At 63.7% G+C, this 22791-nt stretch carries 20 protein-coding genes and 1 tRNA gene; 10 read left to right on the top strand and 11 right to left on the bottom strand.

The features are described from left to right. Positions 1–111: 111 nt before the first annotated feature. The 3 genes from ACOOHP_RS03165 to ACOOHP_RS03155 are packed head-to-tail and all read left to right on the top strand — an operon-like array spanning position 112 to position 2636. On the top strand, positions 112–1500 hold the full coding sequence (locus ACOOHP_RS03165) for a cytochrome ubiquinol oxidase subunit I (protein ID WP_420465009.1): 1389 nt from the start codon (positions 112–114) through the stop codon (positions 1498–1500). Position 1501: 1 nt separating this feature from the next. Continuing rightward, positions 1502–2503, top strand: a complete 1002-nt coding sequence (gene cydB, locus ACOOHP_RS03160) for a cytochrome d ubiquinol oxidase subunit II (protein ID WP_420465008.1) — start codon at positions 1502–1504, stop codon at positions 2501–2503. Next, the gene (locus tag ACOOHP_RS03155) at positions 2493–2636 is read left to right on the top strand and encodes a DUF2474 family protein (RefSeq protein ID WP_420465007.1); all 144 of its coding nucleotides are present in this window, start codon (positions 2493–2495) and stop codon (positions 2634–2636) included. Before cydB ends, ACOOHP_RS03155 begins: the two co-directional genes overlap by 11 nt. A gap of 10 nt (positions 2637–2646) precedes the next feature. Here ACOOHP_RS03155 and ACOOHP_RS03150 read toward each other — a convergent pair whose 3' ends face one another. From ACOOHP_RS03150 to ACOOHP_RS03135, 4 genes are all read right to left on the bottom strand, one after another. Next, positions 2647–3423: a DNA-binding domain-containing protein gene (locus ACOOHP_RS03150; RefSeq protein ID WP_420465006.1), complete on the bottom strand. Its 777-nt coding sequence runs from the start codon at positions 3421–3423 to the stop codon at positions 2647–2649. Then, positions 3398–4282, bottom strand: a complete 885-nt coding sequence (locus tag ACOOHP_RS03145) for a DUF692 domain-containing protein (protein WP_420465005.1) — start codon at positions 4280–4282, stop codon at positions 3398–3400. The genes ACOOHP_RS03150 and ACOOHP_RS03145 overlap by 26 nt, the downstream gene beginning before the upstream one ends. Before the next feature lie 314 nt (positions 4283–4596). Further along, entirely contained in the window at positions 4597–4869 is a 273-nt protein-coding gene (locus tag ACOOHP_RS03140) for a hypothetical protein (protein ID WP_420465004.1), read from the bottom strand. An 84-nt stretch (positions 4870–4953) separates the two neighbouring features. Next, the gene (locus tag ACOOHP_RS03135; protein ID WP_420465003.1) at positions 4954–5592 is read right to left on the bottom strand and encodes a DoxX family protein; all 639 of its coding nucleotides are present in this window, start codon (positions 5590–5592) and stop codon (positions 4954–4956) included. 82 nt (positions 5593–5674) lie between these two features. Between ACOOHP_RS03135 and ACOOHP_RS03130 the strand changes: the two genes are divergently transcribed. Beyond that, positions 5675–6547 carry an AraC family transcriptional regulator gene (locus ACOOHP_RS03130; protein WP_420465002.1) on the top strand — a complete coding sequence of 291 codons (873 nt, stop codon included), beginning with the start codon at positions 5675–5677 and terminating at the stop codon, positions 6545–6547. 24 nt (positions 6548–6571) lie between these two features. On the opposite strand, the gene ACOOHP_RS03125 is transcribed toward ACOOHP_RS03130, so the two are convergent. Genes ACOOHP_RS03125 through ACOOHP_RS03115 form a run of 3 tightly spaced genes read right to left on the bottom strand, consistent with a single transcriptional unit; the run spans position 6572 to position 12011 of the window. Next, positions 6572–9109, bottom strand: coding sequence for an efflux RND transporter permease subunit (locus ACOOHP_RS03125; protein WP_420465001.1), 2538 nt, complete (start codon positions 9107–9109; stop codon positions 6572–6574). After that, positions 9106–10185, bottom strand: a complete 1080-nt coding sequence (locus tag ACOOHP_RS03120) for a WD40/YVTN/BNR-like repeat-containing protein (protein ID WP_420465000.1) — start codon at positions 10183–10185, stop codon at positions 9106–9108. Before ACOOHP_RS03120 ends, ACOOHP_RS03125 begins: the two co-directional genes overlap by 4 nt. After that, positions 10182–12011 carry a DUF1329 domain-containing protein gene (locus ACOOHP_RS03115; RefSeq protein ID WP_420464999.1) on the bottom strand — a complete coding sequence of 610 codons (1830 nt, stop codon included), beginning with the start codon at positions 12009–12011 and terminating at the stop codon, positions 10182–10184. Before ACOOHP_RS03115 ends, ACOOHP_RS03120 begins: the two co-directional genes overlap by 4 nt. A gap of 167 nt (positions 12012–12178) precedes the next feature. Between ACOOHP_RS03115 and ACOOHP_RS03110 the strand changes: the two genes are divergently transcribed. Further along, positions 12179–13198: an AraC family transcriptional regulator gene (locus tag ACOOHP_RS03110; RefSeq protein ID WP_420464998.1), complete on the top strand. Its 1020-nt coding sequence runs from the start codon at positions 12179–12181 to the stop codon at positions 13196–13198. A 6-nt stretch (positions 13199–13204) separates the two neighbouring features. On the opposite strand, the gene ACOOHP_RS03105 is transcribed toward ACOOHP_RS03110, so the two are convergent. After that, complete coding sequence (locus tag ACOOHP_RS03105) at positions 13205–13852, bottom strand: TetR/AcrR family transcriptional regulator (protein WP_420464997.1); 648 nt, start codon at positions 13850–13852, stop codon at positions 13205–13207. A 78-nt stretch (positions 13853–13930) separates the two neighbouring features. Here ACOOHP_RS03105 and ACOOHP_RS03100 point away from each other — a divergent pair, with 78 nt between their 5' ends. Next, the gene (locus ACOOHP_RS03100) at positions 13931–15148 is read left to right on the top strand and encodes an oxygenase MpaB family protein (RefSeq protein ID WP_420464996.1); all 1218 of its coding nucleotides are present in this window, start codon (positions 13931–13933) and stop codon (positions 15146–15148) included. Between the two features lie 166 nt (positions 15149–15314). Here ACOOHP_RS03100 and ACOOHP_RS03095 read toward each other — a convergent pair whose 3' ends face one another. Continuing rightward, positions 15315–17498 carry a DUF1302 domain-containing protein gene (locus tag ACOOHP_RS03095; protein ID WP_420464995.1) on the bottom strand — a complete coding sequence of 728 codons (2184 nt, stop codon included), beginning with the start codon at positions 17496–17498 and terminating at the stop codon, positions 15315–15317. 382 nt (positions 17499–17880) lie between these two features. Here ACOOHP_RS03095 and ACOOHP_RS03090 point away from each other — a divergent pair. Next, positions 17881–17957: transfer RNA gene (locus ACOOHP_RS03090), tRNA-Ile, on the top strand. Between the two features lie 69 nt (positions 17958–18026). After that, on the top strand, positions 18027–19124 hold the full coding sequence (locus ACOOHP_RS03085; protein WP_420464994.1) for a tyrosine-type recombinase/integrase: 1098 nt from the start codon (positions 18027–18029) through the stop codon (positions 19122–19124). 537 nt (positions 19125–19661) lie between these two features. Here the strand turns inward: ACOOHP_RS03085 and ACOOHP_RS03080 are convergent. After that, the gene (locus ACOOHP_RS03080; RefSeq protein ID WP_420464993.1) at positions 19662–20327 is read right to left on the bottom strand and encodes a hypothetical protein; all 666 of its coding nucleotides are present in this window, start codon (positions 20325–20327) and stop codon (positions 19662–19664) included. Between the two features lie 337 nt (positions 20328–20664). Here ACOOHP_RS03080 and ACOOHP_RS03075 point away from each other — a divergent pair, with 337 nt between their 5' ends. After that, positions 20665–21678: a DNA-methyltransferase gene (locus ACOOHP_RS03075; protein ID WP_420466940.1), complete on the top strand. Its 1014-nt coding sequence runs from the start codon at positions 20665–20667 to the stop codon at positions 21676–21678. A gap of 104 nt (positions 21679–21782) precedes the next feature. Continuing rightward, positions 21783–22094, top strand: a complete 312-nt coding sequence (locus ACOOHP_RS03070; RefSeq protein ID WP_420464992.1) for an XRE family transcriptional regulator — start codon at positions 21783–21785, stop codon at positions 22092–22094. 279 nt (positions 22095–22373) lie between these two features. On the opposite strand, the gene ACOOHP_RS03065 is transcribed toward ACOOHP_RS03070, so the two are convergent. After that, positions 22374–22604, bottom strand: coding sequence for a DUF2188 domain-containing protein (locus ACOOHP_RS03065; RefSeq protein WP_420464991.1), 231 nt, complete (start codon positions 22602–22604; stop codon positions 22374–22376). Positions 22605–22791 lie beyond the last annotated feature (187 nt).

Raw genomic sequence — 22791 nt, 5'->3', positions numbered from 1 at the left:
CACCGCAGGACGCCGCCGCGCGATAATGCGCACGCGGAGGAGCACCTACACCACCCGTCCACGACCGTTCGCCATGCACGTCCGGTCACCGGGTCCGACAGCGAGGTAGTCGTGGACGCATTGTTGTTGGCGCGCATCCAGTTCGGGTTCACCGTGGGCTTCCATATCCTGTTTCCGACGCTGACGATCGGCCTGGCCTGGTTTCTGGTGTATTTCGAGGCGGCGTGGCGGCGTACGCAACGCGCCTACTGGCTGGAGCTCTACCGTTTCTGGGTGAAGATCTTCGCGCTCACCTTCGGCATGGGCGTGGTCTCCGGGCTGGTGTTGTCGTACCAGTTCGGCACCAACTTCAGCCGCTTTTCCGACATGGCCGGGCCGGTCATGGGACCGCTGCTGTCGGTGGAAGTGCTGACCGCGTTTTTTGTCGAAGCCGGTTTTCTCGGCATCATGCTGTTCGGCTGGGACGAGGTGGGTCCGCGCCTGCATTTCATGGCGACTCTGCTGGTGGCATTGGGCACGACCAACTCGGCGTTCTGGATCCTGTCGGCCAATAGCTTCATGCACACCCCGCAGGGTGCGGAGTGGATCGACGGCCAGCTGGTACCGCAGGACTGGTGGGCGGTGGTGTTCAACCCTTCGTTCCCGTACCGCCTGTCGCACATGCTGCTGGCGTCGGCGCTCACCACGTCGCTGGTGGTGGCCGGAGGCTCGGCGTGGTGCCTATGGAAAAACGTCTACCGCGGCGCCGGGCTGGCGGGTCTGCGGGTGGCCATCAGCGTGCTGGCGGTGGCGGCGCCCCTGCAGATCTTCGTCGGCGACCTGCACGGCCTGAACGTGCGCGAGCATCAGCCGCTCAAGGTCGCGGCGATGGAGGGACTGTGGGAGACCACCCGCGGCGCGCCGCTGCTGCTGTTCGCCGTTCCCGACCAGGATGCGCAGGAAAACCGGTTGGAGATCGGTGTGCCCAAGCTCGCCAGCCTGATCCTCACGCACGATCCGGACGGCGAGGTGCTGGGCCTCAAATCAGTGGCGCCGGAAGAGCAACCGCCTGTGCTGCCGGTGTTCTTCGGCTTTCGCATCATGGTGGGACTGGGCTTCCTGTTCCTGCTGCTGGGCGCCTGGGGCGTGTGGCGCTGGATCGGCGGCAGGCTGGAGACCGACGCCTGGATGCTGCGCACCTTCATGGTCTGCACCCCGCTGGGCTTTGTCGCCACCCTCGCCGGCTGGATCGTGGCCGAAACCGGGCGCCAGCCGTGGCTGGTCCACGGCCTGATCCGCACACGAGAGGGCGTATCCGACGTCGCTGCCGCCACGGTGGCGACATCGCTGGCACTTTTCGTGGTCGTTTACAGCCTGCTGCTGCTGACCTACCTGTACTACGTGTTCGTGCTGGTGCGGACCGGGCCCAGTCTGCCCTCGACACACCCGCAGGCGATCCGCGGCGCGCGGCCGGGCGAACTGACTCGGGACCCGCCCTCGGTCGGCGTGGAGGGGCGCTGACATGGACCTCACCCTGATCCTCGCCGGCGTCATCGTGTTCGGCGTCGGCGCCTACGTGATCCTCGACGGCTTCGATCTGGGCGTCGGCATCCTGTTTCCGCTGCTGCCGGACGAGGAGGCGCGCGATACCGCCATCGCCAGCATCGCGCCGGTGTGGGACGGCAACGAGACCTGGTTGATCCTGGGCGGCGCCGTGCTGTTCGGCGCCTTTCCCCTCGCTTACGCGGTGGCGTTGCCGGCGTTCTACATTCCGATCATGGCGCTGCTGTTTGCGTTGATCTTTCGCGGCGTGGCGTTCGAGTTCCGGGTCAAAGCGAAAGCCACCCGGCACTGGTGGAATCGTTCGTTCGCGGCCGGCTCCACCGTTGCCGCTTTCAGTCAGGGCCTGTTGCTGGGCGGTCTGCTGGAGGGCGTGCGCGTGGAGGGTCGCAACTTTGCCGGCGGTGCCTTCGACTGGCTCACGCCGTTCTCGGTCCTGGTCGGGCTGGGCGTGGTCGGCGGCTATGCCCTGCTGGGCGCCACCTGGCTCAATCTCAAGACCGAGAACGACCTGCAACGGTTCGCCCGCCGCGCCGCCCGCTATGCGCTGCTGGTGTCGCTGTTTGGCCTGGCGGCGGTGTCGATCTACACGCCGTGGAAGTTCCCCGATATCGCGCAACGCTGGTTCGGCGACATGAACTGGCTGAGCCTGTCGCCGGTGCCTATCGCCACCGTCGTGGTCGCCATATCGCTGCTCCGCGAGTTGCAACGCGGCGCCACGTACGCGCCGTTCTTCTACGCGATCGCGCTGTTCGCACTGGGGTACATCGGCATCGGCATCAGTCTGTGGCCGCATGTCGTGCCGCCCGGGCTCAGCGTCTACGAGGCCGCCGCACCGGACACCTCGCAGCGCTTCGTGCTGGTGGCGCTGATCTTCTCGCTGCCGATGGTGATGATCTACACCGGCTACGCCTACTGGGTGTTCCGCGGCAAGGTCAGGGCGGGCACCGGCTATGCGCACTGAGTCGGCGACGTGGTCCGTCCGTCACCCGCGGTTGCGGCAATGGCTGTGGTTCGTCGCCATCTGGGCCGGCAGCGTCGCTGCGTTGGGCGCCGCCACCTGGCTGCTCAAGCGTGTACTGTCGTTGTGGCTGTGAGCACTATGTCTCAACCGCGCAGCGTGCCCAGCACGATATCGCGCTGACGCAGCCCGACCAGCATGTCGCTGCCAGAGGCGACGATCTGTTCCGGTTGCGGATGCTGCAGGTCGGCCGCGATCTGCAACAACAGTTCGCGACCGCTCACTCCGGGCTGTTCCTCGATCAGTTGCAGCAGGCGCGCGGTGACCGCATTGACCTCCAGAAATTTCACTGCGTCCTGGCGGTTGCGATAGACCACCAGATAGGTCGGCTCCGGCGGCGGCTGTTGGGGTTGCAGCTCGGGGCCAATGCGATGCACCGGATAGGCGTAGGCCAGTGGCCAAGCCACTGGCGACAGCACCGGCGCACCGTCGAGCAGATCGCCGTTGGGATCGGCGCGATCCGGCGTGGGGTCGTCTTCGGAGATCGACAGCACCATTTCCACCCACTCGTAATGCGCCAGTTCGGTCATGAAAGGCGGATCGTCCGGGTGTTCGCCTCGTTCGCTTTCGAGGAAGTGCAGAAATTCTTCGGCCAGACCGTAGAACTGCGGCGCGGTGCAGCGATGCCGCGAGTAGAAGTCGCGCACCCGCGCGTGCCAGGCGTCGTCCGACGACAGCTTGCGCAACACCGGGAAGGCATTGCGCAGGAAACTCTCCACGTTGTTGTAGAACAGGTCGCGATAAATCTGCAGACGCCGCGCCTCCAGATCCGGCAGTGGCGGTTGTACCAGCGGGTCGCGCAGGTGTGCCGCGAAGCGATACTGGATGACCTGAAACTCAGGCAGCTCGGATGGTGCGCTCACGGTGCGGGGCCTGGATCTGGTGGATGTGCCGGATCTCGTCCATCAAACGCGGCAGCGGCGGAATGTTGAAGTCGCGCTCCAGCAGCGTGGGTACCGGACCCAGCCTTGCGTAGGCGTGGTCCAGCAGCGCCCACACTGGGTCGATCACGCTGGTTCCGTGGGTATCCACGCGCAAATCCTCGGCCTCGACGTAATGGCCGGCGATATGAATGTAACGCACGCGCTGCAGCGGCAGCCCGTCGAGAAACTGATAGGGGTCGTAGCGATGGTTGATGCTGTTGACCCAGATATTGTTGACGTCCAGCAGCAGGTCGCAATCGGCGCGTTCGACCACCGCGCACACGAAGGCGAGCTCGCTCATGCGCTGACCCGGCGCCGCGTAGTAGCTTGCATTCTCCAGCGCAATGCGTCGCTCCAGGATGTCCTGTACGCGCCGCACCCGCGCCGCCACATGCTCGACCGCCTCGATCGTGAACGGGATAGGCATCAGATCGTACAGATGACCGTCGTCGGAACAGTACGTCAGGTGTTCGGTGTAGTCGGCGATGCCGTGACGGTCCAGAAAGGTTTTGACGCCGCGGACGAACGCCTCATCCAGTCCGGAAGGACTGCCGATCGACAGCGACAATCCATGGGTGACGAACGGGAATCGCTCGGTGTAGGCGCGGAACTGGCGACCGAGACGACCACCGATCCCCATCCAGTTCTCCGGAGCCACTTCCAGGAATCCGATGCCGTCATGATCGGGCTCGACGGTCGCGAGCGGCTCCAGCAACTCGCGGCGCAGGCCCAGGCCGGCACCGCGTACATGCGGGCTCATGCTGGGGGAGCGCTGACTGGGTCCAACACCGGGATTCATGTCTAAGTTCCTGTCGTGATATTTCGTTCGCCGCCTCTGCGCATCGAAAGTCCTGGCAGCGCGCTGCTGCACTCGTCTCCACCGGGACCAGAACTGAAACAGCCGCCAAGATAGCAGGAACGAACCCCGTACCTTGGCGGCTTTACTTCAGCAATTTACTTCCGCAACAGCAGCACAGTGCCTAGGCGCGTAGAGAAGACCCCACTCGCCTTGACGGCTGCTTCGCGGCCGTGTGGCAACAAAGCCCGCTCAAGCTCGTGGAGAAGACCCCACTCGCCTTGACGGCTGCTTCGCGGCCGTGTGGCTCGGGGGTCTTACTTGCTCTCGCCGCACTTGCCCTCACCGCACTTGGCTTCGCCTTCCTTCTTGCCTTCGCCGCACTTGCCTTCGCCGCACTTGGCCTCGCCTTCCTTCTTGCCTTCGCCGCACTTGCCTTCGCCGCACTTGCCTTCACCGGCATCCGCAACCATGTAGCCGGCACCGAGATCGGTGGCCTGGAACACCGAAGCCTGCGCAGCCAGACCGGTCAGCGCGAACGCGGCGCCGAGCACCACCGCCATCGAACTCTTGGAAGAAAGCTTGCTCATCGTAAATCTCCTGGGTAGAGGCCCGGACGGGCCGTTTCGGTAAAGCAGGATAAAAACAACTCGATACTGCAGAATACAGCGCGCTTAACTGTACGCCGGCACGCCAGCTCTGGACGCAACGGAAGATCCCATTCTGCGGGCCAGCCAGTAATCCAGGCTGAACCAGCGCCCGGCACCGGTGAAGAAGAGGGACAGCAACATCACGAAATAGGTTGCCCCGAATTCGATCCCGTTGTTCAGCATGACCAGACTGCCACTGCTTGTGATCTCAGCGTAATCGCCGTGTTCCCGCAACAGATCCTTGGCCGCGGCCAGCTGTTCGGACGCGGCCATGGTCCGCTCGGTGGCGAACAGTCCCCGTGCTTCGGCAATCGCCAGCCAGCCGTTTTCCCAGTGCACGGCAAACATCGCGACCAGCATGGTGACCATCAGCGGTAACGCGATCAGGCGCACACCCAGACCCAGCAGCAGCAGCACCGCGCCGCCGAGCTCCGCTGCAGTGGCCAGCGCTGCCATCAGCCAGGGCAGCGGCAGTCCCAGACCCCATTGCGCGTTGCCGAACCACTCCACAGTGGCATCGAAACTGTTGAACTTGTTCCAGCCCGCCATCCAGAACACCGGCGCCAGGTACAAGCGCAGCAGCAGGGCGGGCAGAAAATCCGCTGGGGCAGCGCGAGACAGCACTGTTTCGTAAGTTTGTTGCAGTACGGAGACGGCCCTCATGCGCGCAACCCTTGGCGTGATTCGACAAGCGTCATGCTAGCCTCGCGCGGCCTTTCAGCCTGTGCCCTCGGGTTCGCGCTCCATGACGGAACGTACAGACGACGCCCTGCTCGATACCGTGCTCGCGGCCTATCAGCTGCGCTCGCGCATCACCGACAACATGCGTTATTGCGGCCGCTGGCGCGACTGGGACGGGCAGGCTCCGACGGGGACCGCCTGGCTGCACCTGATGGATCAGGGCAGCTGCTGGATGAGGATCGAGGGGGTGGATCGGCCGGTGCGCCTGGAAGCCGGCGATCTGGTGGTGTTGCCGCGCGGCACCGCGCACGTGCTCACGCCGACCGATGAAGCGCTCGGCGACGGTGGCTACACCACCATGTTGTGCGGCGAACTCGAATTCGAATCCGCCAGCGGCAACCCGGTGCTGGCCGGCCTGCCCGATCTGATGCACGTGCGCGGCGTCGATTCGGGCGACACCTTCAGACGTCTGGCCGAGCTGTTGGTGCAAGAGGCCAATCGCGGCGGCTTTGGCAGCCAGGCGGTGATGGACAAGCTGGCCGACGCGCTGTTCGTGATGGCCTTGCGCCAGCATCTGGTGGGCGCCGATTCGCGCCGGGGCCTGTTCGCCGCGATGGCCGATGCACGCCTGCGCCGCGTGCTCGACGCCATGCATCGCGCACCCGGCAAACCGTGGACCGTGGCATCGCTGGCGGCAGTGGCGCTGATGTCGCGCACCGCCTTTGCGGAGCGCTTTGCCGAGGTGATGGAGGAAACGCCTTATCAGTACCTGACGCGCTGGCGGATGGCGCAGGCGCTCAAGCTGCTGCGCGACCCGCGCCTGTCGGTGGCCCACGCCGCAGAACGTCTGGGCTATCAGACCGAAGCGGCGTTTCGCCGCAGTTTCAAGCGGGTGCACGGCTACGGGCCCGGCAGCGTGCGCAGGAAGTCGGCTTAGGCCACTCCCTAACACTCCCCGGGACTAAGGACCCGGCACCGCGTCGTCGGCCCCGGCCGTGAGATCGCGGTTGGCGTGCCTGCGCTCCTCGTGTCCCAGAAAGTGGGCCAGCGCCGGAATCACCACGATGGCGCCGATCATGTTGGCGATGAATGCAAACACCAGCAGTACGCCCATATCGCGCTGAAACTGCAGCTCGGAGAATGTCCACATGGCCACCCCTATGCTGAGACCCGCACCGGTGAACAGGGTGGCTTTGCCGGTGGTGCGCATCTTCTGGAAATACGCTTCTTCCAAGCTCAAGCCACGCCGCAGCCCGGCGGCGATGACCGAGTAGCTGTAGATGCCGTAGTCGACACCGATACCGGTGGCCAGCGCCAGCACCGGCAAGGTTGCCACTTTCTGGCCGATGTCCAGCGCCACCATCAGTGAATAGCCCAGCAAGGTCACCAGCGACAGCGGCAGGATCACGCACAGCACCCCCGAACGGGTGCGAAAGCTCGCCCACAGGAACAACGCGATCGCCGCGTAGACCCAGGCGATCACCGGAATCTCATTGCGCCGCACCTCCTCGTTGGTGGCGGCCATCACCCCGATGTTGCCCGAGGCCAGACGCAGATCGACCCGTCGGTCGACCTGCAGTTCGGCGACGTAGCGTTGCACCGCATCGGTCAGTGCGGTGATGGTCTCGGCCTTGTGATCGGTGGTGAAGACGAACAGCGCCAGGGCGTCGCAGGTATCGGTGAGAAACCCGGTGGTGGTCGGCACCAGCGCGGTGATCTGCGCCAGCGCCTGCGGTGCGCGCGGCAGACGCTCGGCGTCCAGGCGCCCTTCGTTCAGGCCCGAATTGGCCAGCTTGGCCAGTTCGATCAACGACAGCACGTCGCGCACGCCCTCCTGGTTTTTCAGGTACCAGGAGAAGCGATCCATCTCGCTCATCACCGCGTAATCGATACAGCCGTCTTCGAAGGATTCGCCGATCACCTTGAGATGGTCCACCCCCATCGCGAAATTCGCAGCGATCGCGCGCGCGTCCTGGTTGAACCGCGAGTCCGGCCGCAATTCCGGCACCCCCTCGGTGGTATCGCCGATGCGCACCTTGGGGTACTGCACCAGGCCGTACACTGCCAATGCCGCGCACACCAGCAGCACTGCGGTGGCGGGACCCCGACGCGTGAGTGCCGCCATGCGTCTGAACAGCGACTCGCCGAAACGGTCGCGCTTGGCCTGCGCCTGGCGAAATCCTTCCACGTCCGGCAGGCGCACATAGGACAGCACGATCGGCAACAACATCTTGTTGACCACGATCACGCCGAGCATGCCGAACACCGCATTGATCGACATCTCGCGAATGATCTGGATGTCGATCAGGTAGATCGTGCCAAACCCGGCGATGTCGGTGAGCAGCGCCACCACGCCCGGGATGGCCAGCGAGCGGAACGTCGCCAGTGCCGCCTGTCGATTACTGGCGCCGCGCTCCGAAATTTCGCCGGCCCAGGCGCTCACGTACTGCACGCCGTGGCTCACCGATACCGACATGATCAGAAACGGCACCAGCAAGGCAAACGGGTCCAATCCGTAACCGACCAGCCTGAGCAGACCCAGCTCCCAGATGCAGGCCACCAGCGAGGTGCCCACCACCAGCAGCGCCAGCGGCAGCGAGCCGACGTAAAACCACAACAGCAGGCCCATCGCCAGCAATGCCACCAGAAAGAAGCCTGCCACCTGCAGGCTGGCGCGGGTCATGTCGTCGACCACCTTGGCGAAACCGACGATGTGCACACTGATGTCGTCGGTTTCGTAGCGAGCGCGGATCGCCTCCAGCGCCGCGCCGACTTTCACGTAGTCCAGGCCGGCGTGCGGATCCTGGTTGCGCATCAGCAATTCGCCGACGGCCTCGAGCCTGGCCGCCATGGTGTCCTGCTGCGCCCAGGCCTGGCGCAGACGCTGGTGCAGGGGCTTGGCCGCTTCGGCCTGTGCCTGCATGGTGCCGGCCTGCGGATCGGCCTCCAGCAGTTCGAGCTGAATCAGCGCGGTGGTCTGGTCTTCCGATACCAGCCGACCGATGACATTGGCCTTGGCCACGTTGCCGCGGATGCGCGCCATCATCTCCGGCGTCGGCGTGTAATCGGACGGGATGACGTTCTCGCCCGCCAACCCGCCTTCCACCACCTCGATGTAGAGGATGCTGGGCGAGAAGATGGAATTGACCCGCGCCCGATCCACGCCGGGGACATTGAAGACGTCGGCCTCCGCCCGGCGCAGCGTCTCCATGAAGATGGGCTGGTAGATGTCGCCGCGGTGGTGCTTGAGCGCGATCAGGACGGTATTGGCGCCACCGAAGTCGCGGTAGTACTGCATGAACGTCTGCATGTACGGATGCGACTGCGGCACCATCTTCAGCCAGCCGGCGTTGGGCCTGAGCTGCGCCGCGTTCCAGGCCAGGAACACCGTCAGCAGCGCCAGCACCGTCAGGCTGGCCGCGCGATGTCCGAAGATCACCGGCTCCACCGCGCGCAGAACGGCTCGGGTGAAACCGGTGGACGTGGTGCTTGCGGTCATTGGAGCGGCCCCAGATCTTCGACGCCGCGGCGGCCGACCGCGATCAAACGGCCGTTGAAGCTCAGCGCTCGGGTCAGTGTCTCGGCGGCGGCAGTCTTCACGATCTGCAGCGCGGTGCCTGCACCGTCCCAACTCAGCGCCGTGCCGTTCACACCCACCAGCAACACGCCCTGACCATTCAACCGCAGAGCGCCGAACAGGCTCTCCTGCACCGGGCTGTCCAGGCGGCGCCAACCCAGCGCAGCCAGCGCCTCGCGGTCGGTCACGGTGCTTCGCGCATAAGGGTCCCAGGCGTCCGCAGCGATCGGTGGACAGTGCGCCAAGTCGTCTGCGACGTAGACGTTGCCGCGCATGCCGTGAACCAGTGCCGCGCCGGCGCCCATCGCCATGCCGCCAAACAACGAACCCGCGTAAGGCCCGTCGATCAAGGTCCAGGTCCTGGCCTGGTCCACCGAGCGCGCCATCAGGCCGCGCTCGCCCACCACCAGCAGGGAAGCGTCGCCCAGCGCGATCACCGCGTTGAGGTGCATGCCCAGTTCGGCGAGCGGAGGGTCCATCGCAGTCCAGCTGGCGCCGCCGTCGCGGGTGCTCAGCATGCTGCCGTAGGCACCCACCGCCAGGCCATGCCGTGGGTCGAAGAACAGCAGGTCGTACAAGGCGTGCCCGTCCGTATCGCGATGGCGCAGCGCCCAGGTGCGACCGCCATCGACGGTCTGCAGAATGCTGGCGTCGTAACCCAGCGCCCAGCCCGACAGCGGATCGGTGAAACGCACCCGCGTCAGCATCACCCCGACCGGCGATTCGACCTGCCGCCACTGTGCGCCGTCTTCCGAGCGCAGTATCACGCCGTGCTGGCCTACGGCCACCAGGTGGGCACCGGCCCGTGCGATGTCCAGCAGCCGGGTCTGCGCGGCCTTGGGCGCGATCAGCGCGGGCCGCGCATCGCCATCCGGCAGCGACGGCGAATCCTGCGCCGTCGCGCAGTGCAGGAACATCGCCGCCATGCACCCGCAGAGCCAGTACCACCGCCCACCGTCGCCTCGGCCGATGCGGGCGACGCGCAGCGTGGATTTCACTTCGTCCTGGCCTTCTTCTGCAACGCGCCGGGCGTGAACATGGAGTCCTGGTACTCCACCTCGAAATCGGAGATGGCGTCTTCGTTGGTCAGCGTGGTGACGAAGTAACGCTTGGACTGCAGGTCGTAGATGGTTTCCGGCACACCACTGACGGTGGGGATGAAGGGAATGGTCAGCAGGTGTGCTTCCTGCACTTTCCACAGTTCGCCGCGGTTGTCGTAGCAATCCACCAGCGCGATCGACCAGGAGTCTTCGTCCAGATAGAACGTCCGCTTGCCGAAGCGATGGCGCTGCCCTGACTTGAGCGTGGCCTCCACCACCCACACGCGGTGCAGCTCGTAACGCGCCAGATCCTGGTTGAGATGGCCCGGCCGGATCAGGTCTGCGTACTTGAACGTGGGGCTGTTGAGCATCCAGGAGTTGTAGGGAATCAGCACCTCTTTCTTGCCGACCAGCTTCCAGTCGTAGCGGTCAAGCGCGCCGTTGAAGATGTCGATCTGGTCGTTGAACTGTTCGCCGTCGGAGCCGATGGACGGATTGTCGTAACCCACATCCGGCGCGCGGTTCACGCGCGCGATGCCCGGTGAGTAGATCCACGCATTGCGGGTCAGACCGGCGTTGCCGGCGGTCTCGTGCACCAGAATCACCTGGCCGGCCTGGCGCGGCGGCTCTAATACTTCCTGCAGGTAATAGGCGAACAGACCGCCGGCGCGAATCTCCGCACTTTCCTTGAGGTTGGCGTATTTGAACTTCACGTCCTCGACCAGCTTGCTGATCTTGTAGGTGCCGTCCGGCTTGACGATAGCCTGGTTGTTGTAGCGCTTGACCGCGCTGCCGCGGAACTTGAGTTTGTGGTTCCAGATCGCTTCCGCGCCGGAACCTGGAATCGGAAACGGAAAGCCCAGCTCGGCGCCCTTGATTTCGTCGGTCCCCGTAAGCGTCGCTCGGCTGGCGTTGGCCACGGTCGCCTGCAGGATCTCGTCCGGGAAAAAGGCATTCCGGAAACTGGGATACACCACCATCTTGTAATCGGGGTAGGTTTTGAACAGGCCCTTGTGGCCCTCGCTCAACTTGTCCTGGTGCTGCGCCAGATTGGCCTGGGTGATCACGTACAGCGGCTCGATGGAGTCCAGCGCGGTCTTGGCTTCCGGTGTGCGGTATTGCAGAAAGCCCTTCACGTACGAGGGCATGTATTTCATCACCAGCTCGTTGGCCTGCACCCGCGTCTTGGGGTCGTCGATCAGGCTCACAATCTCCAGCACCTTGCCGATATCGAAGCTCGCCACCATGCGCGACAGGAACGCCTCGCCTTCCCGGGACTTCAGCTGCGCGATCACCGCCACGATGTCGTCGCGAATCTCCGGCAGCTTGAGCTTGCGCGCCTGCACCTGCGCGATCAGCCCGTCGACCGACTTGCCCCCACGCGCTGCAAGTGCCTGGTCGAAGTCGGCCTTGAGCGCAGGGTCCGCCGACAGCATCGACTTCACCACCGCGATCACCCGATCAGCCTTGGCCGGCTCGGCATCCATGATCGCCTGCGCCTGGGTCAGGATGTCTCCGACCACGGCCGGGTCGCCGATCATGCTCTGGATGTCTTTCACCAGGCGCGTGCGCAGATCTTCGAGTTGCGCGCGGGTGAGCTTGAGCATGTCCGGCGCGAAAGCCGCCCTGCCCGCGTAGGCCGGGATGCTGCCTTCGGCATTGCCGGCGCGTTCGGCGCCGACCTCGGTCAGGTCCTTGCCCAGGCGAGCGGTCTGGTCGGCGGCGGCGACAGCAACGCTGCACCCCAGAATCGACATCAGCGCCAATGCTACGAGCTTGTTCAAAATCTTCTCCATGGTTCGCTGTCCGCAAGCGGCAACCGCGACGGGCATGCACGACACTCCATTATTCGCGCGGTCGCAGCGCAGCGGTGAGCGGTGCCTGTGCCAGAATGCTTGGCAGATTAGGCCACGTTGGACCGATGGGGAATCCGCTTTCCAGAGTCATCACCTTGGCGCGAGCCTCGATTCCGATCGCCTACGTTCGGTTGGGGCTGGACGTCGCGGCCGCACGCGGCCTGTCGCGCGACACCTTGCTGCGCGGACTGAGCATCGAACTGTCCGCGCTGGATTGCACCGACGCTCGGGTGCCGCTGAGCACCTGCGCCAGGCTGATTGCACGAGTGTGGCGCGCCACCGGCGACGCCAGCCTGGGGTACGAGTTCGGCCTGCGCAGCAGTCTGGCGGCACACGGCTCCCTGGGCTACGGCCTCATGAGCCAGACCACGGTGGGCCAGGCCCTTGAGTTCGGTCTCAAGTACGGTCGTCTGCGCAACCCGGTACTGCGATTGAGCCTGCGCATCGAGGGCGACCACGCGGTGGTGGATACGCGCGAAGCGCTGCCGCTGGGGCCGATGCGGCAGTACGCCATCGACGCGGTGCTGGTGTCGATGACCCGTATCGGCCGCCAGATCAGCGGCACCTTCAAGCCCCAGATGGAACTGCGCTTCGACTGCGACCGGCCAGCCCATTTCGAGCGCTACCGCCACCGGCTGCCGCCGACGATCTTCAATGCCGGCGTCAACCAGCTGCGCTTTCCGGCCGAATATCTGCAACGGCCGCTGGCGACCGGCGATGCGATATCGGCACAGGGTCTGGCCGATCAATGCGAGCGCGAGCTGGCACTGATCGGCGACGTTGCCACGGTGGCGGAGCGCGTGCGCGCCATGCTGAGTCGGCGGCCTGGCGGCTATCCCAAGCTGGCGGCTGTCGCCACCGGGCTGCATATGTCCGAGCGCACGCTCAAGCGCAAGCTGCAGCAGGAGGATCTGAGCTTTCTGCATTTGCTGGACGAAGCACGCCAGCGCGACGGCCAGCGCCTGCTCGCCACCACCGCGATGGACGTCAAGGATGTGGCCGGACAACTGGGCTACAACGATCCCGCCAGCTTCACCCGCGCCTTTCGCAAATGGACCGGCAATACGCCCAGCGCATGGCGGCTGCGCGCGCACCGGGCGAACGTCGACGGCTGAGCATGATCAAGCCGCCGCTTTGCTTCTCCGCAACCGGCGCGCGCGGCCGGTGGGCGCGCCGGCGCGCAACAGCTGTCCGGCCACCATATCGGTGAGCTGATCGATCACGTCTTCGCGGCGCAGGTGGACCGGCGGATCGCTCAGGTAGCGGATACCCACGAATACCGCCGCGTTGAAGGTCACGTACAGGGTCGCCGGAAGCTGTGCGAAGCGCAGGCGTTGGTGGTGGCGCAGCACGTAGAGCCGGAAGGATTCGGTGAAGAATCGTTCCAGTGCATCGACCGAGCGCATGGTGCGCGCGTGATACCAACCGCGCGCCAGCTCCAGATACAGGCCGCGGTTGGTCTCGAACAGATCGAATACCGCGTAAAGCGCGGCGCGGGTCAGCTTCGGGATGTCCGCATCCAGCAGCCCGGCAAACTGCCTGCCGATGACCTGCGTCAGGTCCGCCTGCAGGCGCTCCATCACCGCGTCGATCAGCGCGTTCTTGCCGTCGAAGTACTGATACAGCGAACCCACGCTGACCCCGGCCCGGGCCGCGACGTGATTGGTCGTGGTGTCCTGCAAGCCGCGCTCGGCGATGGTTTCCATGGTCGCCTGCACCAGGGCATCGACCATCTGCCGGGAGCGCGCCTGGCGCGGCTTCTTGCGCATGAGGGCTCTGGATACGCGAATTGAATACGAGTAATAAATCGCATTAGGGTGGCCTCCTCGTCAAATCGGAAGGCCGCCATGTCACCTAAGGTCCCCTTCGTTCCGTCCCGTCACGGTGCCGACGTCGAGGCCGGACGCCGCACCGGTCGGCGCTTGCGCTGGATGATCCGCGGCGACGCCGAACCCGACCCGGAGCGCTGGCGCGCGCTCGGCCTGGGCCTGATGCAGGGCGACCCGCCCGCCGACCGCTTGCTGGAATGGATGTACGAGCAGGGCATGCAGCAGGCGATGCCGTTGTTCCAGCGCGCGCTGGATCAGGGCATCGGCGCGCTACCGCAGGCGCCGCCACCGCTGACGGCGTTCTTCACGCAGTGCGAGCAGCATCCGCTCTGGGTCGACGATGCCAAGCTCGCGCAGGGCGCACGCGTGTTCCAGCGCATGGGCATGACTTCGCACTACGTGTTGCGCGACGTGGCGCTGATGGGCGGCTATCAGGCCTCGGCCTTCAACAAGACCCTGATCCTCACCGGGGCGCTGAACGGCGGCGCCGCGCGGCGGGTGGCGGAAACCATGAAATGGGTGGTGGCGGCGACCGCTACCGGCGGCATGGACGTCGGCGCAGAAGGGTTTCGTTCCACCCTGCACGTGCGCCTGATCCACGCCATGATCCGGCGTCGCGTGTCGCGCCTGCCCGAATGGCGGATCGAGGAGCTGGGGCTGCCGATCAACCAGACCGACATGGCAGCGACCTGGCTGGGATTCAGCGCGCTGTTGCTGATCGGCGTGCGCGCGATGGGCGTGCCGGTGACGCGCGCCGAAGGGCATGCGGTGATGCACCTGTGGAAGTTCATCTGCGGTCTGATGGGCGTCGACGAGCGCTGGCTGACCGACGACGAGACCGAAGCGCGCCGGCTGCTCTATCACATGCTGCTGGCGCAGACACCGCCCGACCGCAGCAGCGCGCAGCTCGGCCGCGCACTGATGAACGAGACGCTATCGGTGCCCTACCCGCGATTCCAGCGCCTACGCGCGCGCTTCGAGCGCATGCGGCACCTCAGCGTCACGCGTTATTTCACCGGCAGTGCCGGCATGGCCGCGCTGGGGCTGCCGGCCGGCATCCTGCCCTGGTATCCGTTGCTGAGCGCACCGTTCACGTTGTCCTGGCACCTGGCACATCGACTGGTCCCGGGCGGCCGCGCCCGCGCACAGCGCATCGGCCGACAAGCGCACGAGGATCTGTTGCGCCTGCACTTCGCAGGCGGCCGCGAGCAGTTACGGCCGTTGCAGGAAGTCTGATCGCGGCGCGGGCGCTGCCCTCGGAACCAGTCCAAAAACCTACTGCGCTCGGCATCTCGCGTCCGAACGGTGCTCGAAATGCTCACTTACTGCTATGCAAGCTCCGGGATCGAAGCGCCGCCGAGCGCGAACTCACCGATGCTCCCGACGGCTTTCGGACAGGCTCTCAGAAATTGTAGGTCAGGCTCACCGACAGGTTGTCGCGATCCTGGAGAACGTTGTCGGCGCCGTCGAAATATTGGTACAGCACGGTGCCGTTGAAGGCCTGGCCGATCTCGAACTGGATGCCGGGGATCATCCAGCGGTTGCCTTCCACGTAGTTCTGCGCGGGGAACGGCGCGATGCCCTCGATGTCCTCGAACCACAGCAGGGTCGGATTGACGTTGACGCCGGAGTTGAGGAAGTTGCTGTACTTGAACTGCACCAGCAGGCGCAGGCCCATGGAGAAGTCGTCGGCAAAGCCGCGCGTCTGCTGCGTGGGATTGACGCGGGCGGTAACCGCAGCGGTGTTGCAGGCAGTGCCCGGTGCGAAGCCGGTGCAATCGGCGCCCGGGCTGGGGTGGGTGTGTTCCAGCGTGCCCTGGAAATACAGATCGCCTTCCTCGGGCATGTCGATGATGTGAGTGATGCCCAGCTCGCCCAGCACGGTGACATCGTCGGCGCCGAACATGCTCGGGAACAGCTTGAGCGCGTTGATCACGAACTGGCCGGTCTTGAGGTCTTCGAAACCCTGCACGTATTCGCCGGGCTGATATTCGTTGTTGTTCTCCGCCGTGCGACCGCGGTAGACCGACAGGAAATCCGGGATGAAGGTGCGCGCGCCGGGCAGGATGGGACCCGCGCTGCCCGGCAGATTCAAGCCCAGCGCGTCCAGGTCCAGGCCCAATGCCGCCAGGGTTGAGGTGGACAGGCCGATGTCCTGGCTGGCGAACGCCTGCTGAAAGCCGGCATAGAACACATCCGAGATCAGGACCTGAGCCGGCAGGTTGGGCCGGTAGGAGTATTCGCCCGACACCGACCACCCGAACGCGGTGGTGTTGAAGCTGACGCCGTACATCTGGATGTCCTCGGGATAATCCAGCAGCAACTCGGCCGAATTGATCGGCAGCGGGTCCTTCGCCGGCAGCGCATTGCCCAACGCCAGCGGATTGAACGGCACGCAATTGGCCAGTGCGGTGATCGGATCGCCCAGGCCCCCGCGCAGACAGGTCTGCTGCGCCTCGATGATGGAGAAGTACGGCAGACGGCTGTGGTAGTTCAGGAAATAGAAGCCGAACTCGGTGCCGTCGTTGAAGTTCTCCGCATACCAGTTCACGCGCAGACCGAACTGGCCGTCGTCGCTGGCGGGACGGTCGTTCTCGCCCACGCGCGAGTTGCGCGTGCTCGACGACAGCAGGCGGAACGGCAGGCCGGGGCGGAACTCGTTGTTGGGGTCTTCCGGAAACTGACCCAGGCTCAGCACCGGGTTGTATTCGTCGATGCCGGCGGGATCGGCACTGGAAAAGAAAGTGCCGCTGGGCTGCACGCGGGTGGTGTCCCAGTCGTACATGTAGACCAGTTCAGCGGTCACATTGGCCACGATGTCGGCGGAGAACAGCACCATGCCGGTCGGCACCGCCAGCTCGTTGAGATTGAAGCCGGGCTGCAAGGCGAGCACCGCGTCCAGCGGATTGAGCGTATCCATCGTGTTGAACAGATGCAGGTTGGCCTCGCCCCAGCGCACCCGCTGCTGGCCTACCGAAATACCGAAGAAGCGCTCGCCGACTTCGAAATTGTAGAGCACGAACGCCTCGCGGAGCTCGCCCTTGAGTCCGGCGCGCGTTCGCACGCTGTCGCTGCGCCGCTCCGACGCCGGCTGATACTGCGTGTTGACGTGGGTGACGTCGAGGTTGTAGTTGACCTCGTCGTAGAAGCCGACGTAGTTGAGCTTGACCACCCAGTCCTCCCAGCTGGCACTCAACTGGGTGTTGATCTTGAACAGCGCGGAGACCAGATCGCCGTTGTCGTAATTGAGGTTGCCGTCATCCATCAGTGCGGCAAAGTAGCCACCCCTAGCATCGACCAGGCGCTGATTGGGCTCCGGGTTGCCGAACAGCGAGATGCAGTCGTCGTCGTTCGGACCCAGGCTGTAATCGCCACCGCGATTGCTGCACAGAAACTCCTGGCCCGGAATGTTCAGCTTGCCGATCTTGCCGTCGTCGCGCTCCTCCACGCGCCAGGCTGCGCCGGCGGTGAACTTGCTCACCCAGGACACGTCGGCGCCAGCGAACTCGAAATTGATCGCCGATGCAGGCATGGCCGCAGCCGCCAGCATGCCGGTCGCGAGCAGACGGAGCCCTGTGTTCGCCATGACGCTTTTCCTCCCGGGCACCGGAGCGGCCCCGCCTTCCTTGCGTTTAAGTGCGGCCTGCGGCCGTCGTTTGCTCTGCTGAATCCCTGCGCAGTCATGTTAGGGCGGACACCCGCGGCGGCCAAGCATTTCCGGCAGGATCGCGAGACTCAAGGACACTGCGCCGCGCAGGTATGACCGGGCCGACGCCGGGGTATGGCGCCATGGTCGCTGGACCGGTCCACCGCGGCGTCGGAGCCGGCCGCGGAGTTGCTAGACTCGCGGCCCGACATCCAAGGGCCGTTAGCTCAGTTGGTTAGAGCTGAGGACTCATAATTCTTTTCCCGTTGACGCCCCCACCTCTCGATGCGACGATTCCTCTCGTCACGGTGATTTTTAGAAAGGGCCTTTAGCTCAATCGGTTAGAGCAGCAGACTCATAATCTGTTGGTTCCGGGTTCAAGTCCCGGAGGGCCCACCATCACCATAGGATTCTTGCGTCGGTACAATTTCGGTACAGTGCCGGCGCGCCGCGTGAGGGGTGACGGCTTTGGCGACGATCGTTGCGACCGATTCTGGCAAGTGGAAGGCGATCATCCGCAAGAGTGGATGGCCACCGACGATCAAGACGTTTCGCCTCAAGCGTGACGCCGAAGATTGGGCACGCCGCACCGAAGACGAAATGGTGCGTGGGATCTATATCCAGCGAGCACCGTCAGAACGCACAAGCGTTGCTTCTGCGCTGGACCGTTACTTCAAAGAGGTGACGCCGACCAAGCGGCCGATCACACAGAAGACGGAACGACAGCGGATCGAAATCGTCAAGAAATTCTTCGGCAAGTACTCGCTGGCGGCCGTTACTCCCGACCTGGTCGCAACCTACCGTGACCAGCGCCTTGCCGGCGATATTGACCCCAAATCAGGCAACCGCATTCCGCGCGCGGCCAACACCATCCGCATCGAGTTGGCGTTGCTCAGCAACCTCTACACGGTCGCGATCCGTGAATGGGGAATGGGTCTGGTCTACAACCCCGTCAAGATCATTCGGAAGCCCACACCGGCCCCTCACCGACATCGGCGGCTCACAGCAGCGGAGGAAAAGCGCCTGTTCGCCGAGCTGGATGCGCACAGCAATCCGATGCTCGCCTGGCTCGCTCGGATCGCGCTCGAAACTGGCATGCGATCATCGGAAATCACGACGCTTACGCGCTCACAGGTTGACCTGCGCCGCCGTATCGTCCGCCTGTACGACACAAAGAATTCCGAGCCTCGCGAGGTGCCACTCAGCGACACAGCGGTGGAGATATTCCGGGAAGCCCTCGCCAATCCGGTGCGCCCGATAGACACCGATCTGATCTTTTTTGGCGAGCCAGGCCGCCACGGAAAGCGGTCGTCTTACACCTTCCATAAGGTCTGGGATCAGGCGAAAAGACGCGCTGGAATCGCCGACTATCACTTCCATGATCTGCGCCATGAATGCGGCAGTCGTCTCGCCGAAGGAGGGATGGATGCCCGCAAGATCGCCGCGATTCTCGGCCATAAGGACATGAACATGGCGATGGTGTACGTGAACCTTTACGGCCGCGATCTGGTGGATGAGGTCAACCAGGCACTCGCTCGCCGACGTGCCCGAACCTTCGCGGCCTAGGCCAAGCAAAAGGTCACCGCGTGCGGCGGGTGAAGGCCCTGTAAGTTCGGGATCTTGTCCCCTGGGCTGGCAACAGGGCGGCCGTTTCGGCTTCGATCCTATGCGGCTCTCGAAGCTCCCTCCCATCTGACAACAGTCACCGTGGACGACGAGCCCGCATTGACCCCAAGCGTCGCCACAAAATGGCTGGCAAAACCCGACAGCTACCGTGGATGGACCAGAAAATTGAGTCCCAGCCAGCCGGTTATTGCGGAACAATCTTGAGTCCGCGTCATGGGGGAAGCCGACGAAAAGTCACCTTCGACACCCCTTCGTAACTCACTGATGTATAAAGACGTACACGCTACGTGTACGATTTGCACGACGCTAAGTATCTGATTGATAGACGCTTCCCTGCCACCAAGGGGTGCATCAGGTGTGATGCTTTCTCCCTCCGCATAGTGCGGAGGGAGCTTTTGACCGATAGGAAGCAAAACTGTTTACGCAAAATCGGGGGCCGCGTTTACGCTGAACGGCGCGCCACGCATTTGGCAACGTCTACAAGCCAGCGCCCGTTACGGCTTCGTCGAACGCCCTCGTCCATCCGGACTGGCCATCCAAATACACCGGCTGCATGACCTTCAACAAGCTCTCGTCGTCCGCCCGTGGCAGCAATAACTGAGCAGGGCAGTAGACAAATGATCGCCAATCGCCGTCCACGGCCTGCATGCATACCGCGAGAACGTCGAACTCGTTTCGCTTGTAGGGCCGCGTCGCGCCACCGTCTTTTGCCTTTCCCGTGCGGGTGCGCTGAGTTTCGACGGTGTATACATTTCCGGGATTTCTGTAACCCTTCTCCGCGTAGAGCTTGGGAACACCCCTCTCGCGTCGTTGTTGCTTCACCTGGACACGAACACTCACATTTCCCCTACGCAGCAAAAGGTCGTGCGCCTGATCGCCGAAGAAAGGGATGTCCGTCCAGCCGTTCAATGTCGGAACCACAACGGTCCGAAATGTCGCCTCGGCCAAGATTCCCCGCACTCCACGCTGAGTGAGGTCCGGCGAAGCGTGTATCGCCTCAAGGATCGCTTCAGCCGTGGTGTTCCATTCATCCTCCAGTGGATGAATAGGAATGCGCAGCTCCTCACGAAGGAACTTCAGTACCTGCGCCCTTGCATCGCTCGACATTGCGCGAAGCAGCGCCGTCACCTGATCAATCGACATACGATTTCTTCCGGCCGGCCGGCATTGCCTCGAACGAGTAAACATCAGCTCGCCGAACGAGCTTTCGCCCTCCGACCTCAATCGTCGGCAATCGTCCACGCTCGACCAGGCGCGCGATAGCCTGCCGAGTCGTTCCGCGAATGCGGGCGGCTTCGGATTGGCTGATCCATTCGCTCGGATCGACAGTGACGAAATTGGTTGACAAGCGAAACCTATTTATGCCAGCATGTAAGATGAGCCAATTGTAAACGGATCGTAAATGCCCGCCCCCACCTCAGCACCACTTCGCGACGACGCATCAAGATTGCCCGGTGGCTTCGAGCACCCCTCGAAGCTTATGGCGAGTGGTCGCGATTTCGTTTACGAAACGGCGCTCGGCGCAGCTTACTGCGCCGACGCGCTGCCGCTCCTCCGATCGCTGCCGACAGGCTCAATAAACGCTGTCGTCACATCGCCTCCTTACGCCCTTCATTTCAAGAAGGCTTACGGCAATGCGGACAAGGATGCCTACGTAGAGTGGTTCCTTCCGTTCGCCGAACAGGTCAAGCGCGTACTGGCGGACGACGGAAGTTTCGTCCTCAACATCGGAGGGAGCTACAACAAGGGAAGCCCCACCAGGTCGCTGTATCATTTCAAACTGCTGATCGCTCTCGTCGAGGACCTCGGCTTTCATCTCGCACAGGAGTGCTTCTGGTACAACCCTGCAAAGATGCCGACCCCCGCTGAATGGGTGAATGTTCGGCGAATGCGGGTGAAGGACAGCGTCGAGTATGTGTGGTGGCTCTCCAAGACCGAGTGGCCGAAAGCAAATAACCGCAATGTCCTGAAGGCCTACAGTCCTGACATGCTTCGCCTAGCCAAGCGCGGGGTCAGGGCAACAACACGACCATCCGGCCACGCCATCAAGGCCTCGTTCGCCAGTGCGGATGCCGGCGGGGCCATCCCAGCCAATGTGGTAGAGGATGATGTCGCCAGCGACCTGCTTCGCTTTGGGAACAATGCAGCGAATGATCGTTACACGGAACGCTGCAAGGCGGCCGGCATCAAGATACATCCGGCGCGTTTCCCGGCTGCTCTTCCCGAGTTCTTCCTGAAGCTGACGACTGATGTCGGCGATCTTGTGCTCGATCCCTTCGCCGGCTCCAACACGACTGGCTTCGTCGCAGAGCAGCTTGGCCGTCGATGGATGGCAATCGACCAGATGCCCGAGTACCTTCGCGCCAGCGCGTTTCGATTCGAGCCGGAACCGCAGGTTGCGAATCTATCGCCACCGCCCCAACAAAGTGACTCAGTACGGCCGGAAACCGCGATGCGCAAAGGCAGCCGCCGCCGAACAGCGGCGGTGGAATAGATTCTGTGTAGTGTTCTGTAGCGCTACAGAACACTACAGCGCTTCGACTGCTTATAACTGCTGAGTTATAATTTGCGCACTGATAGCCTCGCAGTTGATGAAACATGCCTGACGATTTGGCGCTGAGCGTCCCCTATGAAGACGCATTCGACGCACTGAACCCTCCTGATGTCGCGCAAGTAAAGCGCGTGAGAGCTCATGCGCTGCGCGCACTTCGTCAGTTGCTCCTGGAACTCCCCGGCACCCAACAAGAGGTCGCAGCACAGCTCGGCATCAAGCAGCCACGTTTGAACCGGATACTGCGTGGCGAGGAATCTGCCGTCTCGCTCGACAACTTGGTACTTCTCGCTGCGCGAGCGGGGTTGCGAACAAGCGTCGTCATAGAGGCGGGCGGTCGTCGGCGTCGAATTGCATGACAGCCCTACAAGAAGCCCTGGATCAAGCGGACCGGCACTGCGATCTTGAGGGCCTGCCCCCGCCGAGTCCGAAGGCGTGCTCGCTTGACAACGATATTGCCGAGGGGCGCCTGACGTGGTCTGAGGCGATCAATACTCTTTCGGATCACCATCGCGTCAACGCCAGCGTCTCCCGCTAGAACTTTCGCATGCGATCGACAGGATCAACACGGCGCTCGGCTAAGCCCTCCGTGTAGCTAGACAGAAAAAGAAGGGGCGGCAATGCCGCCCCTTCTCTGGTCAACGCTTGTCGCGAGGCGGGAATGGATCATTTCCATAGCTATCGCGATGACGGATTCGTCCATCGCGGCCGTGGGTAATTACATCCCCTCCTTGGTTCTTCGCGATTTCACGTGCACGGTCGATCGCCTGCGCCTGAGTATCGTGTCGGGACGTGTCTCGCGTATTTCCTTCGCCGAGCACGGCCCAAGTGCCGTCCTCACGCTTCACCACATGCTGATGATTGCTCATAAAAATCTCCTAAATCGAGTTCTGAAGAGGACGGCGGATCGCTCCGCCGCCCCGTCCTTACTTGCACCGAACCAGAAAGCGCCAGCTGTCGTACCCGTATTCGCGCGCATCCAAATAGCGATCGCTATTCTTCACACGGCGAAACCGGCAAAACACCCAACGGAACCCTGGTGGTGCAGGCTTTTTT

Origin of the sequence: Panacagrimonas sp. (assembly GCF_965216805.1) — a bacterium.
Classification (GTDB): Bacteria; Pseudomonadota; Gammaproteobacteria; order Nevskiales; family Nevskiaceae; genus Panacagrimonas.
The sequence above is the reverse complement of the archived record's forward strand: the minus strand, read 5'-3'. Positions and strand labels throughout refer to the sequence as shown.

What these genes read in the sequence shown, in the direction of transcription:
- ACOOHP_RS03145 (WP_420465005.1), bottom strand. Translation starts at nt 4,282, where the DNA reads ATGAATCCCGGTGTTGGACCCAGTCAGCGCTCCCCCAGCATGAGCCCG.
- ACOOHP_RS03140 (WP_420465004.1), bottom strand. Translation starts at nt 4,869, where the DNA reads ATGAGCAAGCTTTCTTCCAAGAGTTCGATGGCGGTGGTGCTCGGCGCC.
- ACOOHP_RS03095 (WP_420464995.1), bottom strand. Translation starts at nt 17,498, where the DNA reads ATGGCGAACACAGGGCTCCGTCTGCTCGCGACCGGCATGCTGGCGGCT.
- ACOOHP_RS03125 (WP_420465001.1), bottom strand. Translation starts at nt 9,109, where the DNA reads ATGACCGCAAGCACCACGTCCACCGGTTTCACCCGAGCCGTTCTGCGC.
- ACOOHP_RS03070 (WP_420464992.1), top strand. Translation starts at nt 21,783, where the DNA reads ATGCCTGACGATTTGGCGCTGAGCGTCCCCTATGAAGACGCATTCGAC.
- ACOOHP_RS03155 (WP_420465007.1), top strand. Translation starts at nt 2,493, where the DNA reads ATGCGCACTGAGTCGGCGACGTGGTCCGTCCGTCACCCGCGGTTGCGG.
- cydB (WP_420465008.1), top strand. Translation starts at nt 1,502, where the DNA reads ATGGACCTCACCCTGATCCTCGCCGGCGTCATCGTGTTCGGCGTCGGC.
- ACOOHP_RS03080 (WP_420464993.1), bottom strand. Translation starts at nt 20,327, where the DNA reads ATGTCGATTGATCAGGTGACGGCGCTGCTTCGCGCAATGTCGAGCGAT.
- ACOOHP_RS03100 (WP_420464996.1), top strand. Translation starts at nt 13,931, where the DNA reads ATGTCACCTAAGGTCCCCTTCGTTCCGTCCCGTCACGGTGCCGACGTC.
- ACOOHP_RS03105 (WP_420464997.1), bottom strand. Translation starts at nt 13,852, where the DNA reads ATGCGCAAGAAGCCGCGCCAGGCGCGCTCCCGGCAGATGGTCGATGCC.
- ACOOHP_RS03130 (WP_420465002.1), top strand. Translation starts at nt 5,675, where the DNA reads ATGACGGAACGTACAGACGACGCCCTGCTCGATACCGTGCTCGCGGCC.
- ACOOHP_RS03075 (WP_420466940.1), top strand. Translation starts at nt 20,665, where the DNA reads ATGGCGAGTGGTCGCGATTTCGTTTACGAAACGGCGCTCGGCGCAGCT.
- ACOOHP_RS03135 (WP_420465003.1), bottom strand. Translation starts at nt 5,592, where the DNA reads ATGAGGGCCGTCTCCGTACTGCAACAAACTTACGAAACAGTGCTGTCT.
- ACOOHP_RS03065 (WP_420464991.1), bottom strand. Translation starts at nt 22,604, where the DNA reads ATGAGCAATCATCAGCATGTGGTGAAGCGTGAGGACGGCACTTGGGCC.